Genomic DNA, 23,211 nt, shown 5'->3' with positions numbered 1-23,211 from the left:
ATTATGAAAAAAATTATTTTACTTTTTTCTTTAATTACTCTTGTCGGTTGTTCTCAATTCTCTAGTAGAAAAGATCAAAGCCAAAACATTGTATTTCAAAATTCTGTTCCCCAAGGAAAATATAACTTCACAATTATTTCCTTAAACTATCCTCAAAATTATAGCGATAAAATCTCTTTTTACAAAACTTTAGATTCAAATTTATCTAATTTAAATGATGTTCAAATGAATGGAATTAATCTTCTTATTTCAAATGAAATGAATCAAGATTTTTCTTCTCTTTTAAATACCGGATGGTTTGATAAAGAGATTTTAGGTATGAAAGTTGTTGAGGACCTTACAAATGATGATATTAATTATTTAAATAAAATTACTGTTGCAACGCCTGAAAATGCTGGTAATTTACAAAAACTTTTAAACAAACAATATTATTTATTACTACAACTTACTGATAATGAATATATGTATAATTCAGAATTTTTATATACTGAACTTGATAAAAGTCTTCTTATGGAAAGTATCTTGTTAAATAGAAAATCTTTAGTTGATAATTTAAATAAAATTAAAAAGAATTTTATTTATTCTATAAATAGTGATGTAACTAATTCTCCTGTATACTCGTCAACTAATAATATTAACTTGAATAATTTCCCTAATAACCCCGTTATTTTTGAGAAATCAGCTGATAACTCTGGATTTAAAGTTCTTTCTAATAATCTAATTATTTTTGTTGGAAATGGAAAAAATGTCTATTCAACTGAAGATTATGATTTTACATCTAATGTAGTAACTCCTAAATCTTTAGATGAACTAAAAGATATTTCCAAAAATTCCACTGGAGTATCTAGAATTTTAAATTGGAAAAGAAAAGAATGGAGAAAAAATTCAACTAATGAAAATTTAGAACAAAAATTCTCTGCTTGGGAGGAGAATTAATTGATTACATATTTTTCTTTTATTATTTTATTTTTTATATTCTTTTTAATTTTAAAAAAACAAGAGAAAAAAAACTTTGAAGAAACGAGTAAGATTTTAAAAAGTTTTGTTAGTAAAGAATTTTTAAATGATATATCCGAAGATTTAAAAAATGACTATGAAAGAGCTACTACAGCCATTACAAAACAAGATCTAGAATTAGATAACTCTATTGAAGAACTTAGAGAGTACAAAAAAGAACTTGAAGTTACCTATGAATCTCTTTTAACTAAATCTAAACAACTTGAGTATAGTAATCAGGTTCTAGAACAAAGAGTTGCTAGTTTATCTAATATCAACTCACTTTCAAGAACTGTTCTATCTATAATGGAATTAGATAAAATTATCTCTACTATTTTAGATGCTTACTTTGTTCTAACTGGAGCTAAAAGAATCTCCCTTTACCTATGGGAAGGTGGTAAATTAATTAATAAAAGAATTAAAGGAGAAATTTATTTTAAAGGTGAATTAAGTTATCCTGAAGAGATTTTATCTCAATTTACGCGAAAAGATTATAAAAAAATATATAACGAAATGTTAAAAGGATTTTCTATTACACCAGATGAAAAAATAATTGCCTCTCCACTTACAGTAAAGGGAAAAGAACTTGGAGTTATCTTTATAATTGAGGATAAGTCAAAACTTATTAAAAGTGATGAAGAAACTATTTCGGCTCTAACTATTCAAGTTGCTATAGCTATTAATAATGCTCAAATATATTCTGATTTAGTTATTAAAGAAAGAATGTCTCAAGAACTTGAAGTGGCATCAAGAATTCAAAAAAGAATTATTCCTAAGAAAATTAAAAAAGTTTTAGGACTTGATGTAGCAACATTTTTTGAACCAGCTAAAGAAATCGGTGGAGATTACTACGATTATTCACTTTTAGATAGTAATACTTTTAGTATCACTATTGCAGATGTAAGCGGAAAAGGTGTTCCGGCAGCATTCCTTATGGCATTAGGAAGATCTGTTTTAAAAACTTTAGAGCTCCAAGGAGAGCAACCTTCTTGTAATGTACGAAAACTTAATAAACTTATTTATCCTGATATTACAGAAGATATGTTTATTACTATGATGCATAGTAAATACGACTATAATACTAAAACTATTACTTATTCAAATGCTGGTCATAATCCTTTAATTGTGTACAATAGTCTTACTAAAGAGATAGAAACTCATTCTGTTAAAGGGGTGGCAATAGGATTCTTAGATGACTATAGCTATAAACAAGATAAAATCCACCTTAATGTTGGAGACGTTGTTATCTATTATACTGATGGAATTAGTGAAGCTGAAAATAAAGATAAAGAACTATTTGGAATAGAAAGACTTAAAAATGTTTTACTAGAGAGTTCTCATCTTTCTTCAAAAGAGATAAAACAAAATTTACTGTCTGAAATTAATAAATTTCAAAATGGTTGTGAACAGAATGACGATATTACATTTGTTATAATAAAAAGAGAAGAATAAAAAAAGTTGACTACTTTAATATAACATAATATAATTTTATAAGGTTATTTTTTAAATTAACCTTGAATAAATTTAGGGAGGATTCTAAGTGAATAATTATATCTTAGAAATGCAACACATCAGAAAAACTTTCTTAGATGGAAAAGTTATCGCAAACGACGATATTACTTTAAAAATCTTAAAAGGTGAAAAACACGCTATTGTTGGTGAAAATGGAGCAGGAAAATCAACACTTATGAAAATGTTAAACGGTCTTTATACTCCTACTTCTGGTAAAATATTTTATCATGGAGAAGAAGTGCAAATAGATTCACCTAGTAAAGCTGCTGAATTAGGAATTGGTATGGTTTATCAACATTTTATGTTAGTTCCTACTTTAACTGTTGCTGAAAATATGATTTTAGGTGTTGAACCTAAAAAAGGCTTATCTTTAGACATCAATCAAGCTAGACAAGACGTTATTGATGTTTCTAAAAAATATGGACTTGCTATTGATCCTGATGCATTGGTATCAGACTTATCTATCGGTATGCAGCAAAGAGTCGAAATTTTAAAAATACTTTTCAAAGGGGCAAATCTATTGGTATTTGATGAGCCTACTGCTGTTTTAACTCCACAGGAGATTAAAGAGCTTTACAAAATTATGGATAATCTTATTGCTGAAGGAAAAACTATTATCTTTATATCACACAAACTTCAAGAGGTTTTAGATATTTCAGATAACATTACAGTTATTAGAAGAGGTAAAGATATTGCAAATTTCCCTACTAAAGAAGCTACTAAAGAGAAAATTGCAAATGCTATGGTTGGAAGAGCTGTGCTTTTCACTACAGAGAGACCTGAAGTTGAAATCGGTGAAGTTGTTCTTTCTGTGAAAGATGTCAGTGTTAAAGATCATCACAATGTAATAAAAGTTAATAATGCCTCTTTCGAAATAAGAAAAGGAGAGGTTTTAGGAATTGCTGGAGTTGAGGGAAGTGGACAAACTGAACTTGTTGAAGCTCTTACTGGACTTAAAGAGATTTGCTCTGGTGAAATGATCCTTGATAATGTTATCTTAAAAAAGAAAACACCTAGAAAAATATCTCAACTGGGATTGGCTCACATTCCTGAAGATAGGCATAAAAGAGCTGCTGTATCACAATTTAGTGTTATGGAAAACTTTGCTCTTGGTCTTGAAAGAGATGAGTATTCTAAATTTGGACTTTTAAACTTTTCTAAACTAAGAAAAGATGCAGAGATGTTTATGGAAAAATATGATGTTAGACCTAGAAGTGTTGACACTGAATTTGGTAGACTTTCTGGTGGAAATCAACAAAAGATTATAGTTGCTAGAGAGCTTGAAAAGAAAAATAATAATCTTATTATTGCTGGACAACCAACTAGAGGTGTTGATATCGGAGCTATCGAATCAATTCATAAATTAATCTTAAATGAAAAAGTAAAAGGAAAAGCTGTTATGGTTGTTTCCTCTGAATTATCTGAAATTTTGAATCTTTCAGATAAAATAGCAGTTATGTGTGCTGGAAAGATAACGGGAATTCTTTCTAGAGAAGAAGCAAATGAAGAAAAAATTGGAATACTTATGGCGGGGGGTAAACTTGATTAAAAACAAAAAGGTTTTAAATATTCTTGTTCCTATTATAGCAGTTTTATTAGCTTTATTAATTGGTGCAGGTATTATTCTATATATGGGTGAAAATCCTGTAAAAGCTTATTATTACTTATTTACTGGAGCCTTCGACGGACTTACTCCTATTGCAAGAACACTTTTAGAAGCGACTCCTCTTATTTTTACTGGACTTGGAGTTTTAGTTGCATTTAAAGGTGGTATGTTTAACATTGGTGCTCAAGGTCAGATGACTATGGCAGGTCTTACTGCTGCTGCCCTTGGTGGTTTTGTTGCTAATATCTTTATAAGCAATGTTTTTGTTATATTATTAATTGGTGGATTAGCTGGTTTCCTTTGGGCTGCAATTGCTGGTTGGTTAAAAGCTGAACTTGGAGTTCATGAGGTTATATCTACAATCATGCTTAACTATATTGCAGTTAGTTTTGAGCAGTACTGTTTAAACTATCCACTAAAGGCTCCTGGATTTAATCCTCAAACTCCTGCAGTTGCTGAAGCTGCAAGACTAGGAAAATTATTAGATGTTAGAGTTCCTTTAAATTATGGATTTATTCTTGCCTTAGTTGCAGTATTTTTAGTTTGGTTTATTTTAGAAAAAACAGTTTTAGGATATCATATTAAAGCTGTTGGTTTTAATCCTACTGCTGCTGAAAATAATGGAATAAATGTAAAAAAAATCATCATTTTAACTCTTGGTATATCAGGATTCCTTGCTGGTCTTGGTGGTGTTGAAAGAGTTCTTGGTGGTGTTGGTCAATATGCTTATAAGACAGGATTAACTGCTACTTATGGATTTGATGGAATTGCAGTTGCTCTTCTTGGTAAAAATACTCCTATCGGTGCTTTATTGGCTGCTATTTTATTTGCTGCTCTTAGAGTTGGTGGTAGAGCTATGCAATTTAATACAAGTATTCCAAGTCAAATGGTCATAATGATTCAAGCAATTATTATTTTATTAATTGCTGCTGAAAATATGATTAGATCTTGGTTGGAAAAAGGTTCAAAAGGAGGAGCTGAGTAATGGTAAGTATTATTATAAGTTTAATTTTAGCCACAATCAGACAAGCTGCTCCAATTCTTATAACAGCTATTGGTGGTATGTTTTCTGAAGTTTGTGGAGTTGTTAATATTGGTCTTGAGGGAATGATGCTTATTGGTGCTTTCTCTTCAGCTGTTGTTTCTTATTATACAGGAAGTTGGGTTCTAGGAATTTTAGCTGGTGCTATATCTGGTGGATTAATTGCTCTAGTTCATGCTATAATAAGTATTAAATATAGAGGTAATCAAACTGTATCTGGTGTTGCTATCAACCTTTTTGCATCTGGATTCACTATTTTCATGCTAAGAGTTCTATTTGAACAAGCATCTAATAGTCCATCTGCAACTAGAATTCCATTACTATTTGACTTCTCTTTATTAATTTATATTATTTACGGATTAGCTATTTGGTCTGGTTACTTTTTATATAAAACAGTTACTGGTCTTAGAATGAGAGCCGTTGGAGAGTATCCTTTAGCTGCTGATACTGTTGGTATTAGTGTTGCTAAAGTTAGATATTTTGGTGTTGTTATGTCTGGTGTTTTTGCTGGTCTTGGTGGAACATATTTAGCTATTGGAGCTCTTAGTCAGTTTTCAAAAGAGATGTCAGCTGGAAGAGGATTTATTGCTCTTGCTGCTCTTGTTTTTGGAAAGTGGAAACCAAAAGGTGTTCTATTTGCTAGTTTATTATTTGGATTTGCAGATGCAGCTCAAACTGTTATTCAACAATATGTAACATTTATTCCTCCACAGTTCATTCAAATGATTCCATACTTATTAACTCTTCTAGCTCTTGCTGGAGTGGTTGGAAAAGCAGTTGCACCAAGTGCTTCTGGAAAACCTTATGACAAAAATACAATCTAATTAAATTTATGGATGGTGACAATGAGTAAAGAAAAATTTTCAAGCGTAGGTGGACAAGCAGTTATAGAGGGAGTTATGATGAGAAATGCAGATCTTCTTGCTACAGCTGTTAGAAAACCCAATGGTGATATAGTTTATAAAAAAACAAAAATATCGAAAAGTAGAAATAAACTTTCTACTATCCCTTTTATCAGAGGTGCAATAACTCTATTTGACTCTTTAGTATTAGGAGTTAAGGAGCTTACTTTTTCAGCTAATCAAGCTGAAGTGGAAGAAGAGCAATTATCTCAAAAAGAGGCTGTTATGACTACCATTGTTTCTTTAGCTTTGGGAATTGGTCTTTTTATTGTTCTTCCCTCTGTTATAAGTAGTTTTTTATTTAGAGATAATAAAATTCATAGTAATCTTTTAGAAGCTGGTTTAAGACTTTCATTCTTTGTGTTATATATATTTTTAATCTCTTTTTCAAAAGATATTCAAAGAGTTTTTCAATATCATGGTGCTGAACATAAATCAATTTATGCATACGAGCAGCATTTAGAATTAACTCCTGAAAATGCAAAGAAATTTACAACACTACATCCTAGATGTGGTACTAGTTTTTTATTAATTGTTATGTTTATTGCAATTATTGTTTTTACTGGTCTTGATTTTATACTACCTCCTCCAACTAGTTTTGTAACAAAACTTTTTACTAAAGTTATTTTAAGAGTTCTTTTTATGCCTCTAATAGCAGGTATATCTTATGAACTTCAAAGATACACTAGTAATCATTTGGATAACTGGTTAGTTAAATTAATTGCTGCACCTGGAATGGCTCTTCAAAGAATAACAACAAAAGAACCTGATCTTCAGCAATTAGAAGTAGCTATTGTTGCTATTAAGGTAGTTTTAAATGAACCTGTTGAAAATGCTATAGAAGTGTATTAATATTATATATTAAACATTTAAAAACAGTCTAAATTTTTTATTTAGACTGTTTTTTTGTTTATTTCTCTTGATTTAATTATTCAAGAGTAGTATATTTTAGATATAGGTTTTTTATTTTTTTGGGAGGTATTATGAACTATAAATTTAATCAAAATAAAAATTGTGAATTTTTTCCATGTCATAAAATGGAGAATACTGAGAACTTTAACTGCTTATTTTGTTATTGTCCACTTTATATGCTAGGAAATGAGTGCGGAGGTAAGTATAAATATACAGCTGGTGGAATTAAAGATTGTTCTGACTGCATTCTTCCTCATATAAAAGATGTTGGTTACGATCATATACAAAAGAAAATGATGGAAGTCATTGAAATTGTTAGAAACGAACATCTAAAAGAGATTGGAGAAGAGGACAAAATAATCAGCTTAAAATAATTTAATTATCTTTTATTAAGAGGTGATATTTATGAATCCGAATAATTTTACAGAAAACTCGATGCTTGCATTAACTGATGCACAAACTATTGCTCAAACTTATATGCAGCAAAGCATTAAACCCGAAATTTTAGCACTAGCTTTAGTTGCTCATAAAGAGGGATTAATTGTTAGAGTTTTAACAAAAATGGGAGTTAATACAAATTCTTTACAAAATAGTTTAGAAGATCTTTGTAATAAACTTCCAAAAATTCAAGGAGCTACTAATACTTCAATTGGATTAGACTCTAAAACAAATGAAATTTTAATGGAAGCTCAAAAACTTATGCAATTAATGGGAGACTCATATATTAGTGTAGAACATATATTTCTCTCTTTACTTGACAACACTAGTTTTTTAGCAAAATTAGGAATTGACCGTATTCTATTTGAAAAAACTATTTTAGAGATTAGAGGAAATAAAAAAGTTGATTCTCCTAATCCTGAAGTTAAGTATGAAGTTTTAGAAAAGTATGGTCGAGATTTAGTTGAATTAGCTCGTCAAGGTAAAATTGACCCTATTATAGGTCGTGATAGTGAAATTAGAAGAACTATCCAAATTATTTCTAGAAGAACTAAGAACAATCCTGTATTAATTGGTGAACCTGGAGTAGGTAAAACTGCTATTGCTGAAGGTTTCGCACAAAGAATATTAAATGGAGACGTTCCAGATTCTTTAAAAAATAAAAAGGTTTTCTCTTTGGATATGGGTTCACTAATTGCTGGTGCTAAGTTTAGAGGAGAATTTGAAGAGCGTTTAAAAGCTGTTTTAAAAGAAGTAGAAGATTCTAACGGTGAAATTATTCTATTTATAGATGAAATACATACAATCGTTGGAGCTGGAAAATCTGATGGTGCTATGGATGCCGGTAACTTATTAAAACCTATGTTAGCAAGAGGAGAAATAAAAGTTATTGGAGCAACAACATTAGATGAATATAGAAAATATATTGAAAAAGATCCAGCTTTAGAGAGACGTTTTCAAGTAGTTATGGTTAATGAACCAACTGTTGAAGACACAATCTCTATTTTAAGAGGTATCAAGGAGAAATTTGAAGTTTACCATGGTATAAGAATAACTGACGGTGCTATTGTTGAGGCCGCCGTTCTTAGTCACAGATATATTCCTGATAGACAATTACCTGATAAAGCAATTGACCTTATAGATGAAGCTGCAGCTATGATTAGAACTGAGATGGACTCTATGCCAGAAGAGTTAGACCAATTAACAAGAAAAGTTATGCAATTAGAAATTGAAAAAGAAGCTCTAAAAAAAGAAACTGATCCATATTCTAAGGAAAGACTAGAAATTTTAGAAAAAGAACTTTCTAGTTTAACAGAACAGAAATCACTTTTAAAAGCACAATGGGAAAATGAAAAACAAGATTTAAATAAAGTTAAAGATATTAAAGCTGAAATTGAAAAAGTTAAGCTTGAAATTTTAGAAGCTGAAAGAAAATACGATTTAAATAGATTAGCTGAATTGAAATATGGTAAATTAGCTACTCTTGAAAAAGAACTTGTACAAGAGCAAGAACGTCTTGAAGAAGTTCCAATTAATAGACTTGTTAAACAAGAAGTTGGAGTTGAAGAAATTTCAGAGGTTATATCTAAATGGACAGGTATTCCACTTTCTAAACTTATGGAAAGTGAAAAGGAGAAACTTTTAAAATTAGAAGATAACTTAAATGCTAGAGTTATTGGACAAGAAGAAGCTGTTAAAGCCGTATCTGAGACTATTTTAAGAGCTCGTGCTGGTCTTAAAGACCCAAATAGACCAATTGGATCTTTTGTATTCTTAGGACCTACTGGTGTTGGTAAAACTTACTTAGCTAAATCTCTAGCTTACTTCCTATTTGATGACGAAGAAAATGTAATAAGAATAGATATGAGTGAATATATGGATAAGTTCTCGGTTACTAGATTAATTGGTGCCCCTCCAGGATATGTTGGTTATGAAGAGGGTGGACAGTTAACTGAAGCCGTTAGAAGAAAACCATACTCTGTTATTCTTTTTGATGAAATTGAAAAAGCTCATCCTGATACTTTCAATATACTTTTACAGGTTTTAGATGATGGTAGATTAACTGATGGGCAAGGAAAAGTTGTTGACTTTAAAAATACTTTAATTATTATGACATCTAATATTGGAAGTCATTTAATTTTAGAAGACCCTAGTTTAAAAGAGGAAACTAGATTTAATATTAATCAAATGCTTCTTTCTAATTTTAGACCTGAATTTTTAAATAGAATAGATGAAACTATAATATTTAGAGGTCTTGGACTTAAAGAGATTAAAAACATTGTTCGTCAACTTTTAAAAGCTTTAGAAAATAAATTAAAAGATAGAAAAATCAACTTTAAAATTACTGATAATGCTGCTGAATTTTTAGCTAAAACTGCATATGATCCTCAATTTGGTGCTAGACCATTAAGAAGATATATTCAAAAATATATTGAAACTGAAATAGCTAAAATCATCTTAAAAGGAGATGTTAAAGAGAGAGAAACTGTTGAAGTTGATTATAAAGATGAAGAGCTTATCTTTAATATTATTCATTAAGAAAAATGGACTTCGGTCCATTTTTTTTGTTGACATTTTATAAAAAAAATGGTATTATTATATAGCTTGGCAACGATAGCTACGGAGGTACACCCAGTAACATTTCGAACCTGGAAGTTAAGCCCATAAACGCTGAAAGTACTTGGGGGGCAGCCCCCTGGGAGGATAGGTAGTTGCCAAGCTTTTTTATTGGCTGATTAAATAAAAAACTAAAAATATCTTAGTGTAAAAAAAGGGACTTTTTAAAGTCCCTTTTTTATCTATCTTCTATGATATCTTGGAATAATCTCTTCCTCTTCATCAAATCTTGGATTTGTTATATTATTTGATAACTCTTTATAATCTAACTCATATGATTTATTTTTTGGAATTGAACAATATATTTTATCTCCAGGATTAATTATTTGTCCCTCTTGTATATGTACAGCCCCACTAATAAAATCTAGAACTCTCTGAGATTTCTCAGAATCTAAATCACATAAATTTATATGAACTATCTTTTCAGATTTTATATGCTCTACACATTTTAAACAATCCTCAAATCTAGTGGGTTTTAAAAAAATTATATCAAAATCTGCCATTTACACACCCTCCTTTTTTATAAAATTATACACTATTTATAAATTTTCTACTACTTTTTTTATAATTTCCTCTGATGAAAGTTCAGTTGTGAAGCCTGCTGCCTTTATATGGCCTCCACCACCAAAAATTCCTGCTATTTTATTAACATCTATATTATGCTTGCTTCTTAAACTACCTTTTATTTTTCCGCTTTCTTCCTCTCTTAGGAAAAGAGAAACTTCGCTTCCACTATAGTTAATTAACTCTTCTACAATTCCTTCTGTATCATCTTTTATAGCATTTAAATTCTTTAATGCTTCAAAAGATAAATAGAAATACATTAATTTTTTTTCCTCTACAAATACCATTTCGCTTAATGCTTTCCCTAAAACTTTCATTCTTTCATAAGATTTTGTTTTAAAAAAATCATTTACAATTTTATTATTATTTACACCTATTCTCATTAATTCAGAAGCTACTAAAAATGTTTTGTCTGTTACATTACTATGAGCAAAATTTCCTGTATCATTTACCAACCCTAAATAAATTGCTTCACCCATCTCTAAAGTAATTTCTATATCCAAATCTTTTAAAATTGAGTACATAATCTCCGAAGTTGAAGAGATATCTTTTACTATATTAATATCTCCATATTTTGGATTACTTATATGATGATCTATATTTATCTTAAATATATCCCCTATTAATTTTGCAACTTTTCCTACTCTTTCTATTGTAGCAGAATCAACAAAAATAGCTAAATCATAATTTGGATTTATAACATCCTCTATTTTTTTTATTCTATCACATCCTTTTAAAAAGGCGATATTTTTTGGAACATCATCTTGTAAAACAAAATCTATTCTTTTTTCTGGATATTTTTTTTCAAGTCCTAATAAAAGAGCTAATCCAGCTCCTACTGTATCTCCATCTGGATTTACGTGCCCTACAATAATTATATTATTGCTCTGGTCTATCTTTTCCTTTATTTCTTTCATTATTTTTCCTTTCTATTTTTTAAAGTACTATCTATATCGAAAGTATAACCTCTTCCTAGTACCTCATGGACGTCTGAAACAACAACAAAAGCCTCTTTATCAACCTCTGTTATAAGCTCTTTTAATAAAAAAATCTCTCTATTTCTAAGAACTGTTGTTACCACATCTCTTCTACTTTTTGAATATAATGCTTCTGCTTGGTAATAATTTCCTGTTTTTCCTAAGTCTTCAACAATTATTTTTCGTACTTTTTCAACTTCAGAAGTTACTATATATGCCATTTTAGCATTCCCTAAACCATTTATTAACTTATTTATAACTATCCCTGTTGCATATAAATTTATTAGGGCATATAATGCTTTTTCTGCACCAAAAATATATGCAGCTAATAAAACTACTGTTGAATCTATCAGTATCAATGCTTGACCTATGGGAATTCTAAAAAATTTATTTAAAATTCCTGAAATTATATCGCTACCACCTGTTGTTCCACCATTTTTTATAACAGTTCCTAACCCTATTCCCATTAAAAGTCCTCCGTATAGAGTTCCTAAAAAAATATTACTAGGATTTGTAAAGTCTATAACCTTATCTATTTCAGGTACAACCTTTTTTATCAATTCAACATTTAAAGATAAAAATGAAATTCCAGCTAAAGTTTTAGCTCCATATGATCTTCCAAAAATTTTAACTCCTATTATGAATAATGGTATATTTATAATAAATATCAACGTTCCAACAGGTATTCCTGTTACATAATTTATTAAGATTGAAAGACCTGTTGCTCCACCAGGTGCTAAATTAGATGGTACTAAAAATGCATTTATGGCTATTGAAGCAATTAATGTCCCTATATAGATGTAGATATACTCTCTCAAAATCTTAAGTTTATTTCTTTTCAATTTAAATCCCCCGATTCTTAATCATTATAATTTTTATTTTTTAATTCTTTCAAGTAAACTTCTTCCGAATTATATCCCATTCTCTTGGCCATAAGATTCATTACAGCAATCTCTACCATAGCTGCTGCATTTCTACCAGAAGATATATATAATTTTATTTTAGGAATCTCATTTCCTAATAAAACTTCTGTTGACTCTTGATAATCCATAGCAGTTAAATAATCTTCACTTTTTAACTCTTGAAGTTCAATTATCATATCAAGTCTCTTACTAATTCTAACCGCTCCTACACCATATAATGCTTTAACATCAATAATTCCCAATCCACGTATCTCCATGAAATATGGTAATTTTGATGCTCGTCCTGTTATGTCACCTATTACCCCTTTTTCAAATCGAACTGAATCATCAGCTATCAATCTATGTCCTCTGTGAATAAGCTCCAAGGCTGTTTCACTTTTTCCAATTCCACTTTTTCCTGTTAAAAGAACTCCAAATCCATATAATTCTACAAAAACTCCATGTACAGAAGTAGATGGTGCAAAATAATTTTCTAAATAAGCACTAAAAGTAGCCACAACATGACTCGGTCTATCTAATTTTGTTTCCAATAATATAATTTTCTTTTCAATAATTTTATTTAAAAAGTAATCTGGGATATTTTTAACTCCAGAGATTATGATTGCTGGAAAATCTTCATCTAAATATTTCTCTAAATTCTTCTCTTTGTCTTTCGGTGATATACTATCTAAATATTTAAATTCAGTTTCAGTGAACAACTGTAATCCTTTATATCCTTCCTCTTCATACATATCAAAATAACCTGTAAGGGCTAATGATGGTCTATAAACTCCTGTTGTTGTAATATATCTATTATCTAAAAACTCTTCTCCATTTAAAACATTTAAATTAAATCTAGATTTTATATATCTAACTGGCATACTTGTTTTATCATTCACAACTAAACCTCTCTTTTTATTTTCTCTGTTTTCTTCAATTAATTTTTTAGACTCTTTCCAAAAATACTCTGCTGAATTTACTCCTGTTTTCTTTAGTCTGTAGTTTATAGCTGCCGTTTCAATTATAATAGCTAAATTTCTACCTTTTCTTACTGGTAATGTTACTTTAGGTATCTTAAATCCTAGATATTCCTCATATACTTCATCTAATCCCAATCTATCATAGAATTTTTTTTCATCCCATTTCTCAAGTTCGACTAATAAAGTTATTTTTTTTCTTTTTCTTGTACTCTTTATTCCAAAGTGTGTTGTAACATCTATATCATTCCCATCTTTTCCAAAAAGATAAAAATGACTATCACCACTTTCTTTATCTGCTGTATTAGATCCTAATATAAATCTATTAGCTATATTTTGAACTTTTAATCTAGTATCTGTTATAAATTTATGGCCCCTTTCTAAAAGCTCCACTGTTGCACCAAGCCTTGCATCTTCATAACCTTTTAATAATATTCCAACTCCATATATATCAAGCAATATACAGTTATCGATTATTATCTCTTCAGCTAATACTTTTTGCAAATAAAATTTAGCATTTCTAATAAATTCAATAGTTTTATTATTTGATTTTAATACAGGTTTTCTATATTTTTTAGCTATCTCTACAATTTCATCTACTATATTATTTTCCACAGTTACAATTAATGTTGGAAAAGGATAACTTAAATATTTTTCAAGAATCTCTTTTCTTTTAGTTCTTTCCATTCGCTCTAAATATCCAATCTCTTTTCTACCTAAAACATTTATATTACTTTGTAACTCTTCTCCCTCCGAAAAGAAACCACTTAATTCGTATCCTACTCTATAAACACTTTGAGTTTTTATCTCTTTTTCCATATTTACATCTATTAATGGAATCAACCCTAAAACATTAGCTAAATCTTTAACTTTTGGAAATTTTCTTACCCTAATTCTTTCCATTTTAAGCTCCTCTAGTTATTTTTATAGAAATCATTACTTCTTTCTTTATATGTCCCATCGATTTTTTCTAAAAACATGTTTTTGTGTTGCTCTCTTTTTATATATTCATTCCTTAAAATAATTATGTGTTCGTATAAAAAATATCCAATCACTAAAACTATTACGAATGTAAAAATTTTAAAAAAAATTCTACTCTTCATTATTTTAATACTTCCTCTTTAAATTTACTCAATAAATAAAATGAACCACAAAGTAAAATAACTTTCTTATTGTCTATTTTAGCTAAATTAAATGCTTCATTTATATCCTCTTTATAATCTTTATCTATTTTATTAGATTTTTCAAATAATTCTAAAGCACTTTGCCCTCTAGAATTTTCAGCTAATGAGGTAAAAATAATTTTACTTACACTATTTTCTAAAATTTCTAGAATTTTTTTAGAGTCCTTATCCTTTAGTATTGATACTATTGCTACAATTTCATTCTTCTTAAATCCTACTTTTAAAGTATCACAAAGTGTTTTCATTCCATCTTCATTATGAGCTCCATCTAATATAAGAACATTTTTATCAGTAGATATTATTTCAAATCTGCACTGCCATTTAACTTTTTCTACTCCTTTTTGTATTACCTCTGGTTTTATACCTAACTCATTTAAAACTTCATAGGCACACAAAAAGTTTTTATATTGGTAATCTCCAAATAATGAAAATTTATATGAAATACCATCCACTTCAATAACTGTTTTATATTTCATAAAATCTAAAACATATTTAGAGTCTTTATATTTTTCAATTACATTTACATACGTTTTAGCTTTTTCTTCAATTCCTTTTAAAAATTCTAAATCAGAACTTCCTACAATAACTTTAGAATTTTTCTTTATTATTCCAGCTTTTTCACAAGCTATTTCATATATATTTTTTCCTAAAAAATCAGTATGATCTAGACTAACATTTGTAATTACACAAATATCGCTTTCAATAATATTAGTAGCATCAAATCTTCCACCCATACCAACTTCTATTACTGCATACTCCACTTTTTTATCAGAAAAATACTTAAACATCATAGCCGTTGTAACTTCAAAAAATGTTGGAGTTAATCTTAACTCTTTAATTACTGATTTTACATAGGCATAATAATATGCGATATCTTCATCGCTTATTTCAATACCATTAACCGATATTCTTTCGTTAAATTTTAAAATATGGGGGGATGTATATTTCCCAACTTTTCTTCCATCTTCTATTAAAACCTGCTCTATTGTTGTTGATGTTGAGCCTTTTCCATTTGTTCCTGCCACATGAATAGTTTTATAATCTTTTTGAGGATTTCCCATAGCTTCGCAAATATCTTCAATATTTTTCAAACCTAGTTTTATTCCATGCAGTGAATAGGAATATAACTCGTTCAATAGTTTTTCAATATCCATACATTTCCCCCTTGATATACAATTTATATTAGTTCCAACATTCCTTCTATTATTATTTTTGAATTTTGTGCTGCTAATTTTACAAATTCATCAAAATTCATATTTGCATCGTGATTAGCTTTATCTGATATTGATCTTATTATTACAAAAGGTTTGTTTAAAACATAACATACATGAGCTACTGAAGCTCCTTCCATCTCTGTACACTCACCTACAAATGTATCTCTTAACCATTTTATTTTATCATTTGATGCTACAAACTCATCTCCACTTACAATTGTTCCTGTAAATACTCTTTCTTTTCCAAAATTCTTTTCAGCAACTTTTTTAGCTAACTCTATTAACTCTTTATCAGCTTTAAATTTAGAGTTCTCCATTCTAGGTATTACTCCATAATCATATCCAAATGCTGTACAGTTAAAATCATGCTCTATTAAATCTGTTGATACAACTATATCTCCAATATTTATATCTGGATTCAAGCCTCCAGCTACACCAGTAAATAAAACTTTATCAACTTTAAACTCCTGTATTAATAGTGTTGAACATATTGCTGCATTTACTTTTCCAATTCCACACTCAACCAATACAATCTCTTTTCCTAATAAAGTTCCTCTATAAAACTTATATCCTCCTAGCTCTCTAGTTTCATTTAAAACCATGGCCTCTTTTAATTGAATTACCTCTTCATTCATTGCACCAATTATACCTAATAACATTTTTCCTCCTAGCCTTTTATATTCTCATTTTTTATTTTTTTATAAAGTTTCCATCTATCATGGAACCACATCCATTGATTTGGATGATTTTTTATTATATTCTCTATTAAATTCATCATAAGTTGAGTATTAACTTTTACATCATTTTTAAATGAATTTGTTCTAACTAATTCTAACTCTTTTGTAAAATATGTTGTACAAGTATTATCCTCATGCATTACATTATAACCTATAACTATTGGTAAATTATGTTTTAATGCTATATTTATAGCTCCTGTTGGTGAAACAGTTTCTTCTCCAAAAAAATTAACTGTTGCTCCCTTATCTCTGTGATCTGAAAATAATGCAATTACATTTTTTTCTTCTATTTGCTCTAATAAATCTCTAGAAGTTTGCTTAGATTTTTTTAATAATACTACATTTAACTTTCTTCTTGCTTCTGTTATAAAATTATCTATATATGGATTTCTTTGAGCTTTTGCTACAGTTACACTTTTGTATTTCTCACCAGCTTTTAAACTAGCTTCCATATTTCCCATATGTATAAGAGCAACAACAATTCCATTTCCATTCTCTTTTACCGAAGATACTCGATCAAAATCCTCTAACTCTACATTTGTTTTTAAGTAATCTTCAAACCATAATGTTGAAATAAAAGCTTTTGCCATTATTTTATATGACTCTTTTGCTATTTTTTTTCTTTCTTCATACGTTTTATCTGGAAAAGCCAGCTTTAAATTTGCCAAGGCTATTAATCTTCTCTTTTTTATAAGATAATAACCTATAATTCCTAATTTCTCAGCAAATTTAAACCTTGTTTTTTCTGGAAATAGAAGTAAAATATAACGAAAAATTTTAAATATTAAATACTGAATTTTATACATTTTTTTATCACCTATCTCTATTAATTTAACAAATTTATTATATCATAGAATAGAAAGTTATGCTATTTTTATAAGAAAGGGTGAGCTTTCGCTCACCCTTCATTAAAATACTATAACCATTACATTTTCATCTGGTCTTTGTTCATTAGATTTTCTATTAACTTTTCCATTTGTTACCCAGTCAAAAAGAAACTTAATATGAGATTCCATATTTCTAATACACTTTCTAGTTCCTTCAACTGTTCCTAATGTTCCGTCTTTTTCTCTCAAGAAAAAGTCTCTATTTATATTTTCTTCAAAGTTAATTGGCGTTCCATGAATATATCCTCCACCTGAAAAACGTATTGCATATTTTGCCATTCCAGCTGCATTATTATACTCATCTCTGTACCCCATTTCATACTTTAACACTGGAACTATAAAATATCCTCTAGGAGTTTCAAATCCTAAAGTACTCTCCATACCAGTTTTATTTAATGTATAAGAAATTAACTCCCACTGACCTTCAGAATTCTTTTGGAAAATACCTTGATTTTCATTTTCTAAATCTATTACAATAGCTTTTCTAAAGTTTGCATTAACTGCAGGGTATCTTGTGATAGCATTTTTACTTACTTTCAATGGTTTTTCTGCAATTGAAAGAGTATTTACATAAACATCATTACCACTTGTAGATTCAATTGACATTAATGATCTATCTGGTATAAATATTGTTTCACCATTATAGCTCGCTCTAGCATTCTGATCTGCTGAAACTCCATACTTATCTTTAATTCTACTCATATTCTGGTTACTAGGATTTGGAACATATGTATTTATTGATACTAGTTCTTTTCCCTTTGCCGCTTCTGATTGTAAGAATTGAGATAATTTATGCACTTTATTGTTCATCTCTTCAAATTTAAATCTTCTCAATGTTACTAACATTGCCGAGATATAACCTTCAACTCTATTTCCATTCTTATCTTTTAGTTCTACTTTATACCATTCATTTTTATTTGATTCAACTTTCTCTAAAACCTTTAATTTTGTATTAAATGGAAATCTTACAATCTCTTTAGAATATATTGATGAATCTTGTCTAATGGGTGCATCTACACTTTTTATAAAAACATAGTTTAAATACTCTGGCTCAGCCTCATTATTCATTATATTTACGTGAACACTCATTGGTATTACATTTTCATACTTCTCTTTTAACGTTTTAGTAACAGCATGAAGTGGTTGTGATAAAAAAGTAAGTCCTAAAATCATAATCCCTAAAGAGATTAATTTGCTTTTTTTCATTATAACCCACCTATTTTAATTTTGATTCCATTAGTTCTGTAACTATCTTAGGATTTGCTTTTCCTTTTGATAATTTCATAACTTGTCCAATTAATCCTTTTAAAACTCTTGGTTTTCTACCTTCATCAGAGTTTTTAAAGTCTTCTACCATCTTAGGATTTTCATTTAATACTTGATCTACTATTCCTTCAATCTCTCCTAAGTCAACAACCTGTATCATCCCTTCTTCTTTTACTATAACTTCTGGATCTCTATCATCATTTAATTTTATAGTAAATAGCTCTTTAGCTATTTTAGAAGAGATAATCTCTTTTTGAATAAGATTTATTATTTTTCCTAAATCTTCAGAATTTATTTTAGATTCTTCTATAGATCTTCCACTCTCTTTTAACTCTCTTAAAACTTCTGTCATTATCCAGTTTGATGAAAGTTTAGCATTATCAGTAACTTTTACCACTCTTTCAAAATAGTCAGCTAACTCAATCTCATCTGTTAATATATTTGCATCATATTCTGGCAATGCATAAGTTTCAATAAATCTTTTTAATTTTGCCGATTTTGATTCAGGCATTAATCCTTTTACTCTTTCAATTTCTTCATCTTTTATAACAAGCTTTGGAAGATCTGGTTCAGCAAAGTATCTATAGTCCATTGCATCCTCTTTGCTTCTCATTATTCTTGTTACTTGAGCATCATCATCCCAAAGTCTAGTTTCTTGATCAATAGTTCCACCGTTTTCGATAGCCTCAATCTGTCTTCCTATCTCATAGTCAATAGCTCTTGCAACTGCTTTAAATGAGTTTAAGTTTTTTACTTCAACTCTTGTACCAAAAACTTTACTTCCTTTTTCCATAACAGATATATTTGCATCACATCTTAGAGATCCTAATTCCATTGATACATCACTTATTCCAGTATATTTTATTGTACTTTTTAAAAGGTTTAAATACTCATAAGCCTCTTCAGAGCTTCTTAAATCTGGTTCAGATATTATTTCTAAAAGAGGCATTGATGCTCTATTGAAGTTTATTAATGATTCAGACCCTGCATGTATAGATTTTCCTGCATCCTCTTCTATTTGTATTCTAGTAATTCCAACAGTGAACTCTCTACCTGAATTTAACTTTACATCTAAAAATCCTTTTTCACAATATGGTTTTTCAAATTGAGTAATCTGATAATTTTTAGGAGTATCTGGGTAGAAATAATTTTTTCTATCAAATCCACTTACATTATTGATTTTACAATTTAAAGCTAATGCCGCTTTTACAGCACATTCAACTACTTTTTTATTTAACTTTGGTAACGCTCCTGGATGTCCTAAACATATTGGACATGTATGCGTATTTGTTGGTGAATTATCATAGTCTGCACTACATCCACACCAAACTTTTGTTCCTGTTTTTAATTGAAGGTGTACTTCAAGTCCTATTACCGATTCCCACTGTCTCGCCATTACACTCTCTCCTTTATCGCTTTTTCAAAAGCATCTCCTGCTTTTAAGATATCTTTTTCTCCAAATGCTTTTCCTAATAATTGTATTCCAACTGGTAATCCTTCAGTCATTCCTGCTGGTATTGAAATTCCTGGTATTCCTGCTAGGTTTGCTGGTATCGTAAAGATATCCTCTAAGTATAACTCTACTGGAGTCTTTTTTGCATCCAATCTAAAAGCAGGTCCTGGTGTTACTGGAGTGAATATAATATCAACCTTTTCAAAAGCTTTATCAAAGTCATTTTTTATTAATCTTCTAACTTTTTGAGCCTTCTTAAAATATGCATCAAAGAATCCTGCACTTAAAACATATGTTCCTATCATAATTCTTCTTTTTACTTCATCTCCAAATCCTTCACTTCTAGATTTTGTATATAACTCATCTATATTTGAAGCATTTTTTGTTCTATGTCCATATCTAACACCATCGAATCTAGCTAAATTTGAACTAGCTTCTGCTGGAGCTAATACATAGTATGTCGGAGCTGCATATTTTGTATGCGGTAATGATATTTCTACTATCTCTGCACCTAAAGATTTAAAAGTTTCTAAAGCTTCATCTACAACCTTTTTTACTCCTGGATTTAGTCCCTCTATGAAGTATTCTTTCGGCACACCAATCTTCATTCCTTTTATATCTCCAGTTAAATAATCTAAATAATTTGGAACTTCTACTTCTTCAACTGTAGAATCATAATCATCTACTCCTGCTAACGTATTTAAAGCTAAAGCTACATCTTTAACTGTTTTAGCAAATGGACCAATCTGATCTAGAGATGAGGCAAATGCCATAAGACCATATCTAGAAATTCTTCCATAAGTTGGTTTTAATCCAACTACTCCACAAAATGATGCTGGTTGTCTAATACTTCCACCTGTATCTGACCCTAGAGATATATAACATTGGTTTGAAGCAACTGATGTAGCTCCTCCTCCACTACTCCCTCCAGGAACTCTATCTAAATCCCAAGGGTTTTTAGTTGTTTTTTCATAAGCAGATGTTGTTGTTGTTGAACCCATAGCGAATTCGTCCATGTTTGTTTTTCCTATTATTATTGCATCTGCATCTTTTAATTTTTTTACAACTGTAGCGTCATATATTCCTTCATATCCTTCTAATATCTTAGAAGCTGATTGTGATGGTTCTCCAATTGATACCATGTTATCTTTTATGGCTACTGGAATTCCTGCTAAAGCTCCTACAGTTTCTCCATTTTGTATTTTATAATCAACGGCTTTTGCTTCTTCTATCGCTTTTTCTTTTCTAAGAGATACAAAACTTCCAATCTCACCATCAGTTTCTTCTATTCTATCAAAAATAGCTTTAACAACCTCTTCAGATGTTAATTCTCTATTTAATATTTTTTCTTTTATTTCAAAAGCTGTTAACTCGTATATCTTTTTCACAGAAAAATCCTCCTTTAAAATTTATTCTCCAACTACCTTAGGTACTATTAGTGCTCCATCCTCTGAAGCAGGTGCATTTTTCATAGCTTCCTGAACAGTTAAAGACTCTCTTATTATATCTTCTCTTAACTTAACTCCAGTTTCATGAATTTGTACTAATGGTTCAACCTCATCAGTATTTATTTCACCTAAAACATCTATATACTCTAATATATTATTTAGGTCTGCTTGGAATCTTATAATTTCCTCTTCATTAAATTCTAATCTCGCTAATTTAGCTACGTTTAGAACCTCTTCTCTTGTTAAAGACATCTATCTTCCTCCTATATTCTATAATGATTTTAAATACTTTATCTCTTGCGATGTTAGTTTTCTATATTTTCCTAACTCTAAATTCCCTAAATTTATCTTTCCAATAGCTTCTCTTCTTAAATATACTACTGGATGTTTTACTGCATCAAACATTCTTCTAACTTGACGATTTTTACCCTCTCTAATAGCTATTATAACTTCACTTCTACCTTGAGCTCTCTTTAATATCTTTGTCTTAGCAGGTAATGTTTGTCCGTCTTCTAAGTTTATACCTTTTGCTAATTTTGAAAGATCTTTATCTCTTATTTCACCTTTTACAATTGCAAAATATTCCTTATAAACTTCTCCTTTTGGATGTATAACTTTATTGAAGATATCTCCATCATTTGTCAAAATTATAGCTCCTTCTGTGTCAGCATCTAATCTTCCTATTGGATACAATCTTTCTTTAGTATCTATTAAATCTGTAACTGTCTTTCTTCCTCTATCATCTTTTGAAGCACTTAAAACACCTTTAGGTTTATTTAGTAAGAAATAAACTTTATTTTCTGATTTTGGTTTTTCAAATAACTGTCCCTTTATATAAATTTTATCTTTATCCGTAACTTTTTGTCCTGGTGTTACATCATTTCCATTAACTTTTATATCACCATTTTCAACAAGCTTATCTATCTCTCTTCTTGACGCATAACCACTCTGGGCTAAGTATTTATTTATTCTCATTGGTTCCATTTAATTTCTCCTTCATATCTTCATATTGTGGTAGTTCTTCTACCGATGAAATTCCTAGGTAACCTAAAAACTTATCTGTTATTTCATATAAATTTGGTCTTCCTATAGTTTCTCTTTTCCCACAAATTCTTATAAATTTTCTTTCTTCTAAAGTTTGAACTACTCTATCTGTGGAAACACCTCTTACTGCTTCTATTTCACTCTTAGTTATAGGCTGACGATAAGCTATTATTGATAATGTTTCTAAGGCAGCATTTGATAATTTTTTAGGTTTTACATCTTGTTTAAAATATAGATTTACTATTTCTCCGCATCTTGGATTTGTTATTAAATAAACAATTTCTTGATCTATTTCAATATTTATTCCTGTATTAAATCGCTCTTTTTTTAACTCTTCTAAAATTTGTAGAATTTTTTCTATAGATACTGAAAAAAATTTACTTAAATCTCTTATTTTTATTTCGTCTCCACCTAATAAAAGTATTGACTCTATCTGTTCCTTTATACCAATTATTTCTTCTTTAATCATATTAATCCCCTATATTGAATATTTATCAAATATAAATATACCTCTTCTAAGTCTAATTCATTATA

At 29.4% G+C, this 23,211-nt stretch carries 21 protein-coding genes and 1 rRNA gene; 9 read left to right on the top strand and 13 right to left on the bottom strand.

The genetic code is table 11. The features are described from left to right. Positions 1 to 3: 3 nt before the first annotated feature. The 9 genes from HMPREF0202_RS06435 (at position 4) to rrf (ending at position 10,128) form a co-directional block, all read left to right on the top strand. Positions 4 to 936, top strand: a complete 933-nt coding sequence (locus HMPREF0202_RS06435; RefSeq protein ID WP_023050174.1) for a hypothetical protein — start codon at positions 4 to 6, stop codon at positions 934 to 936. Next, complete coding sequence (locus HMPREF0202_RS06430; protein ID WP_023050173.1) at positions 937 to 2,448, top strand: PP2C family protein-serine/threonine phosphatase; 1,512 nt, start codon at positions 937 to 939, stop codon at positions 2,446 to 2,448. It abuts the gene before it with no gap. Positions 2,449 to 2,536: 88 nt separating this feature from the next. Beyond that, positions 2,537 to 4,057, top strand: coding sequence for an ABC transporter ATP-binding protein (locus HMPREF0202_RS06425; protein WP_084537650.1), 1,521 nt, complete (start codon positions 2,537 to 2,539; stop codon positions 4,055 to 4,057). Beyond that, on the top strand, positions 4,050 to 5,099 hold the full coding sequence (locus HMPREF0202_RS06420; protein ID WP_040406654.1) for an ABC transporter permease: 1,050 nt from the start codon (positions 4,050 to 4,052) through the stop codon (positions 5,097 to 5,099). The genes HMPREF0202_RS06425 and HMPREF0202_RS06420 overlap by 8 nt, the downstream gene beginning before the upstream one ends. Further along, positions 5,099 to 5,980, top strand: coding sequence for an ABC transporter permease (locus tag HMPREF0202_RS06415; protein ID WP_023050170.1), 882 nt, complete (start codon positions 5,099 to 5,101; stop codon positions 5,978 to 5,980). Before HMPREF0202_RS06420 ends, HMPREF0202_RS06415 begins: the two co-directional genes overlap by 1 nt. 21 nt (positions 5,981 to 6,001) lie before the next feature. Beyond that, a complete protein-coding gene (locus HMPREF0202_RS06410) occupies positions 6,002 to 6,910 on the top strand; it encodes a DUF1385 domain-containing protein (protein WP_040406652.1) in 909 nt (302 codons plus the stop codon). 131 nt (positions 6,911 to 7,041) lie between these two features. Further along, positions 7,042 to 7,344, top strand: coding sequence for a cysteine-rich small domain-containing protein (locus HMPREF0202_RS06405; protein WP_023050168.1), 303 nt, complete (start codon positions 7,042 to 7,044; stop codon positions 7,342 to 7,344). A 31-nt stretch (positions 7,345 to 7,375) separates the two neighbouring features. Continuing rightward, positions 7,376 to 9,946, top strand: a complete 2,571-nt coding sequence (gene clpB / locus HMPREF0202_RS06400; protein ID WP_023050167.1) for an ATP-dependent chaperone ClpB — start codon at positions 7,376 to 7,378, stop codon at positions 9,944 to 9,946. A gap of 65 nt (positions 9,947 to 10,011) precedes the next feature. Then, a 5S ribosomal RNA gene (rrf, locus tag HMPREF0202_RS06395) occupies positions 10,012 to 10,128 on the top strand. A gap of 78 nt (positions 10,129 to 10,206) precedes the next feature. Here the strand turns inward: rrf and HMPREF0202_RS06390 are convergent. From HMPREF0202_RS06390 to scpB, 13 genes are all read right to left on the bottom strand, one after another. After that, positions 10,207 to 10,527: a cell division protein SepF gene (locus HMPREF0202_RS06390; protein WP_023050166.1), complete on the bottom strand. Its 321-nt coding sequence runs from the start codon at positions 10,525 to 10,527 to the stop codon at positions 10,207 to 10,209. A gap of 36 nt (positions 10,528 to 10,563) precedes the next feature. Then, positions 10,564 to 11,505, bottom strand: coding sequence for a DHH family phosphoesterase (locus HMPREF0202_RS06385; protein WP_023050165.1), 942 nt, complete (start codon positions 11,503 to 11,505; stop codon positions 10,564 to 10,566). After that, complete coding sequence (locus HMPREF0202_RS06380) at positions 11,505 to 12,407, bottom strand: YitT family protein (protein ID WP_023050164.1); 903 nt, start codon at positions 12,405 to 12,407, stop codon at positions 11,505 to 11,507. The genes HMPREF0202_RS06385 and HMPREF0202_RS06380 overlap by 1 nt, the downstream gene beginning before the upstream one ends. A gap of 17 nt (positions 12,408 to 12,424) precedes the next feature. Continuing rightward, complete coding sequence (gene hprK / locus HMPREF0202_RS06375) at positions 12,425 to 14,347, bottom strand: HPr(Ser) kinase/phosphatase (protein ID WP_023050163.1); 1,923 nt, start codon at positions 14,345 to 14,347, stop codon at positions 12,425 to 12,427. Positions 14,348 to 14,546: 199 nt separating this feature from the next. After that, positions 14,547 to 15,782: a bifunctional folylpolyglutamate synthase/dihydrofolate synthase gene (locus HMPREF0202_RS06365; RefSeq protein ID WP_023050161.1), complete on the bottom strand. Its 1,236-nt coding sequence runs from the start codon at positions 15,780 to 15,782 to the stop codon at positions 14,547 to 14,549. 23 nt (positions 15,783 to 15,805) lie between these two features. Further along, positions 15,806 to 16,501 carry a 5'-methylthioadenosine/adenosylhomocysteine nucleosidase gene (locus HMPREF0202_RS06360; protein ID WP_023050160.1) on the bottom strand — a complete coding sequence of 232 codons (696 nt, stop codon included), beginning with the start codon at positions 16,499 to 16,501 and terminating at the stop codon, positions 15,806 to 15,808. Between the two features lie 8 nt (positions 16,502 to 16,509). Beyond that, complete coding sequence (locus tag HMPREF0202_RS06355; protein WP_023050159.1) at positions 16,510 to 17,385, bottom strand: lysophospholipid acyltransferase family protein; 876 nt, start codon at positions 17,383 to 17,385, stop codon at positions 16,510 to 16,512. 102 nt (positions 17,386 to 17,487) lie between these two features. Then, positions 17,488 to 18,672: a L,D-transpeptidase family protein gene (locus HMPREF0202_RS06350; protein WP_023050158.1), complete on the bottom strand. Its 1,185-nt coding sequence runs from the start codon at positions 18,670 to 18,672 to the stop codon at positions 17,488 to 17,490. 10 nt (positions 18,673 to 18,682) lie between these two features. Then, positions 18,683 to 20,128: an Asp-tRNA(Asn)/Glu-tRNA(Gln) amidotransferase subunit GatB gene (gene gatB, locus HMPREF0202_RS06345; protein WP_023050157.1), complete on the bottom strand. Its 1,446-nt coding sequence runs from the start codon at positions 20,126 to 20,128 to the stop codon at positions 18,683 to 18,685. Continuing rightward, positions 20,128 to 21,573, bottom strand: coding sequence for an Asp-tRNA(Asn)/Glu-tRNA(Gln) amidotransferase subunit GatA (gene gatA / locus HMPREF0202_RS06340; protein ID WP_023050156.1), 1,446 nt, complete (start codon positions 21,571 to 21,573; stop codon positions 20,128 to 20,130). Before gatA ends, gatB begins: the two co-directional genes overlap by 1 nt. 21 nt (positions 21,574 to 21,594) lie before the next feature. Then, positions 21,595 to 21,885, bottom strand: coding sequence for an Asp-tRNA(Asn)/Glu-tRNA(Gln) amidotransferase subunit GatC (gatC, locus tag HMPREF0202_RS06335; RefSeq protein ID WP_023050155.1), 291 nt, complete (start codon positions 21,883 to 21,885; stop codon positions 21,595 to 21,597). 18 nt (positions 21,886 to 21,903) lie between these two features. Further along, on the bottom strand, positions 21,904 to 22,608 hold the full coding sequence (locus HMPREF0202_RS06330) for a pseudouridine synthase (protein WP_185892089.1): 705 nt from the start codon (positions 22,606 to 22,608) through the stop codon (positions 21,904 to 21,906). Continuing rightward, positions 22,595 to 23,128, bottom strand: coding sequence for an SMC-Scp complex subunit ScpB (gene scpB / locus HMPREF0202_RS06325; protein WP_040406658.1), 534 nt, complete (start codon positions 23,126 to 23,128; stop codon positions 22,595 to 22,597). Before scpB ends, HMPREF0202_RS06330 begins: the two co-directional genes overlap by 14 nt. Positions 23,129 to 23,211 lie beyond the last annotated feature (83 nt).

Origin of the sequence: Cetobacterium somerae ATCC BAA-474 (assembly GCF_000479045.1) — a bacterium.
Lineage (GTDB): Bacteria > Fusobacteriota > Fusobacteriia > Fusobacteriales > Fusobacteriaceae > Cetobacterium_A > Cetobacterium_A somerae.
The sequence above is the reverse complement of the archived record's forward strand: the minus strand, read 5'-3'. Positions and strand labels throughout refer to the sequence as shown.